General features: G+C 43.8%; 3 protein-coding genes and 3 pseudogenes. 4 read left to right on the forward strand and 2 right to left on the reverse strand.

Annotated elements, in window-relative coordinates:
* Positions 1-323 precede the first annotated feature (323 nt).
* A pseudogene (locus QUA24_RS27430) lies at positions 324-536 on the forward strand (ISKra4 family transposase); the annotation flags it as partial.
* A gap of 38 nt (positions 537-574) precedes the next feature.
* On the opposite strand, the pseudogene QUA24_RS26925 reads toward QUA24_RS27430, so the two are convergent.
* A pseudogene (locus tag QUA24_RS26925) lies at positions 575-757 on the reverse strand (IS5/IS1182 family transposase); the annotation flags it as partial.
* A gap of 141 nt (positions 758-898) precedes the next feature.
* Here QUA24_RS26925 and QUA24_RS26930 point away from each other — a divergent pair.
* From QUA24_RS26930 to QUA24_RS26940, 3 genes are all read left to right on the forward strand, one after another.
* Positions 899-1,066, forward strand: coding sequence for a hypothetical protein (locus QUA24_RS26930; protein ID WP_333233460.1), 168 nt, complete (start codon positions 899-901; stop codon positions 1,064-1,066).
* Positions 1,067-1,089: 23 nt separating this feature from the next.
* Positions 1,090-1,341, forward strand: coding sequence for a helix-turn-helix domain-containing protein (locus QUA24_RS26935; RefSeq protein WP_333233461.1), 252 nt, complete (start codon positions 1,090-1,092; stop codon positions 1,339-1,341).
* Between the two features lie 77 nt (positions 1,342-1,418).
* Positions 1,419-2,036 (forward strand): IS630 family transposase, encoded by a 618-nt coding sequence (locus tag QUA24_RS26940; protein ID WP_445242656.1) that lies wholly within the window; start codon positions 1,419-1,421, stop codon positions 2,034-2,036.
* A 159-nt stretch (positions 2,037-2,195) separates the two neighbouring features.
* Here QUA24_RS26940 and QUA24_RS26945 read toward each other — a convergent pair.
* A pseudogene (locus QUA24_RS26945) lies at positions 2,196-2,915 on the reverse strand (tetratricopeptide repeat protein); the annotation flags it as partial.
* Between the last annotated feature and the right edge of the window lie 66 nt (positions 2,916-2,981).

The following is a 2,981-nucleotide window of genomic DNA, read 5'->3' on the forward strand; positions in this document are numbered from 1 at the left end:
TAGCTCTCAAACATATTGATGCTTAAACTCCTCTTGGGGTGGTGCGCTTCAGGCGCACCCCCTGAACGGTTACGAATCGACAGCCTTTAGGTGAGCCAATTACTTGTTTGGGTGATGGACATCCAGGGGTCTGGAATTTGATAGCTGGGATTGCTTCATTTGAGAAACGTTTAGAGATTTTAGATTGGTATCACCTCAAGGAAAACCTGTACAAATTGGGTGGTTCTAATCAACGTTTGCGAACAGTGGAGACTCATCTGTGGCGTGGTCAGGTCGATGGGGCAATCGCTGCTTTGGCGGACTGGGATGTACCTCACGTCAAGAACTTTCTGGATTATCTAGAACGACATCGATGTAGGATTCCTGACTATCAGGCGATGCAGTCTCAAAAGATCACAATTGGTTCCGGTGCTGTCGAGGCTACAATTAAACAAATTGGACGGAGAATTAAAATCTCCGGGGCACAATGGAATCGTGACAATCTGGCTCAAGTTCTGAAACATCGTTGTGCTTATTTAAATCTCGCTTTGGCCTGAATAGTATTTATACTCATTGCATATTTGAGATGCTCCCTCCGAAAGGGTTTGGCTGGCGATCCCATTTCCTCGGAGAAATTCTGGGCATATTCTTCCTCAAATTCTGACCAGGGAAGTAGGTTTGCCAGAAGTACCCAACGATTTTCTTCACACAGCTTGCCCTCAAAGGGCAGTTCAAAGGCTTCTTCTGGCTCCCCGGTATTTTGTAACTTTCGATACATTTTTTCTTCACAAATGCACGACTATTTCCAATTTTACCTCTTTTTCGTGTCCTCTTTGCCCTTGTAAGACTTCTATAAGCCTTGTACAGTCAGCTTTTCGCTTATTTTCAGCAAGCCCTACCTAGTCCAGCTCAACTTATTGTGGCAAATCAAGCATTAGAGAAGGAGATCAAGGAGCGCAAGCGGGCTGAAAACGAACGCAAACAAAATAAGGCGGCTTTACGAAACAGTGAAGAGCAGTTTCGCAATGCGTTTGAAAATGCGGCGTTGCTGATTTACAGCACTTCCGGATGTTATGAGGTACAATAGAATCGACTAAAAATAATATACCAATGAAAGCATACTCAGTAGATTTGCGCTCCAAAATAGTAGCAGCCCATTTAGAACAGAAGCTGTCGATCAGAAAAACAGCAGAAATATTTGCCTGCAGTAAAAGCTTAGTTCAAAAACTTGTCAAGCAACAAAAAATCGAGGGAAACTTACAGCCTAAACCCCGGGGTAAACCCAGATTCAGTCATTTAAATAACGGCTCAACAGAGGTAAGAGAAATAGTGGCAGCACATCCCGATGCAACCTTGGTATAATTGTGTGAGTTATTCGCTCAAAAGACCGGAAATTGGGTAGGCAGAACAGCAATGTGTAGTGCCTTACAGAAGTTAGGATTAAATCGAAAAAAAAAACTGTCAGGAGTAGCCAAGCAGGAACAGAAAGAGTCATGAAGTTAAGGTTAGAGTATTGGGAAAAAGTCAAGGATATCGAGCCAAAAAATTTAGTATTTTTAGATGAGACTGGAGTATTGCTAGGTTTAAGCCGAACTCATGCACGTTCCCAACTTGGGACTAGAGCCTATGCGGTCAAACCTTTTTATCGAGGCCAAAAAGTCACAGTAATTGGCGCAATTAGTTTCAACCGAGTAGTGGCATTAATGACCCTGGACAACTCGATGGATAGCCAAGCATTTGAGGTATTTATCGAGAAATGCTTAGTGCCACAATTGTGGTCGGGAGCAGTAGTAGTGATGGATAACTTACCAGCCCATAAAGTAGATTCAATTAAGCCTATGATTGAAGCGGTGGGTGCTTCTATCTTATGTTTGTCCCCATACTCTCCTGATTTTAATCCAATTGAATTATGGTGGTCGCAACTCAAATCTTTATTGCGACAGTTTTCACCAACCAGCACTAAAATGGTTGACAGGATAATTGCTGTGGCTCTTGACTTAATTAATCCGAAACATCTCAAAAACTGGTTTACTAACTGCTGCTACTGTACCTCATAACATCCGGAAGTGCTGTAAGGTATGAAAGGCTAAATATGCAAGTCATAGAAACCAATATTCACAAAAGTTCGGGATTTTTAAGTAATTTTTTTATACCCTGATTAAGCAACGCCAAAAAGGGATTACTCATTTGTAATTCTTAATTATTAACTTCTCATTTTACTGAAATTGTTTGATTCTGTTGAGCGCGTCTTGATAGGCGCTGGTTCTGCCGCCTTGCTTGTAAAGTTCTGCTGCTTTTTGAAAGTCGGCAATTGCTTGGGGTTGGTCTTTGTTGTCCAGGTAAGCTAAAGCTCGGTTGTAGTAAGCGTCGGCAAAACCGGGATTGGCTTCGATCGCCCGCGTATATGCTTCAATAGCGCTAATAGCGCTAATAGCGCTAATAGGCCTGGGCCCGCGGGTTGTTTCGAGGCTGGCGATGAAAGTGCGGGCATTGCCGATATTAAAATACAATTCAGGGGTGTATTTGGGCTTGAAAGCGAGTGCTCTGTTGAAATCGGCGATCGCCTCCCAAGCATCTCCTTGATCTAACAGCGAAAGTCCTCGAAAATAATACGCTTGGGCGTCTTGCGGATTGGCGGTGGATACCGGGCCGCTGGTTGTGGGAGTATTGTCTACTTTCAACTCGGATTTGTTTATTCCCGCCGCCACTAGCTTCGCGATAAATGTATTGATGGGAACTGCTGCATTAAATCCGGTTTTAATCGGGGCGACTTCGCCGGAACTCGTTTGCGCGAAACCAAATTCCCCTTGTCCGTGTAAACCGATGACTCGCGCTTCGGAATCAAAAACTGGGCCGCCACTCATGCCACTCCAAGTTACGGCCTGATACCGCAAAGTGTAACCTTCCGGGCGGTTGCGCGGGCGGCTGGTAAGTAGCTAGACAAAATTAATTACATAGTTTTCTCCAAATTCTTTCAGGATTTTTTCCACAGAGGTAACAAA

The organism is Microcoleus sp. Pol12B5 (assembly GCF_036701335.1).
Lineage (GTDB): Bacteria > Cyanobacteriota > Cyanobacteriia > Cyanobacteriales > Microcoleaceae > Microcoleus.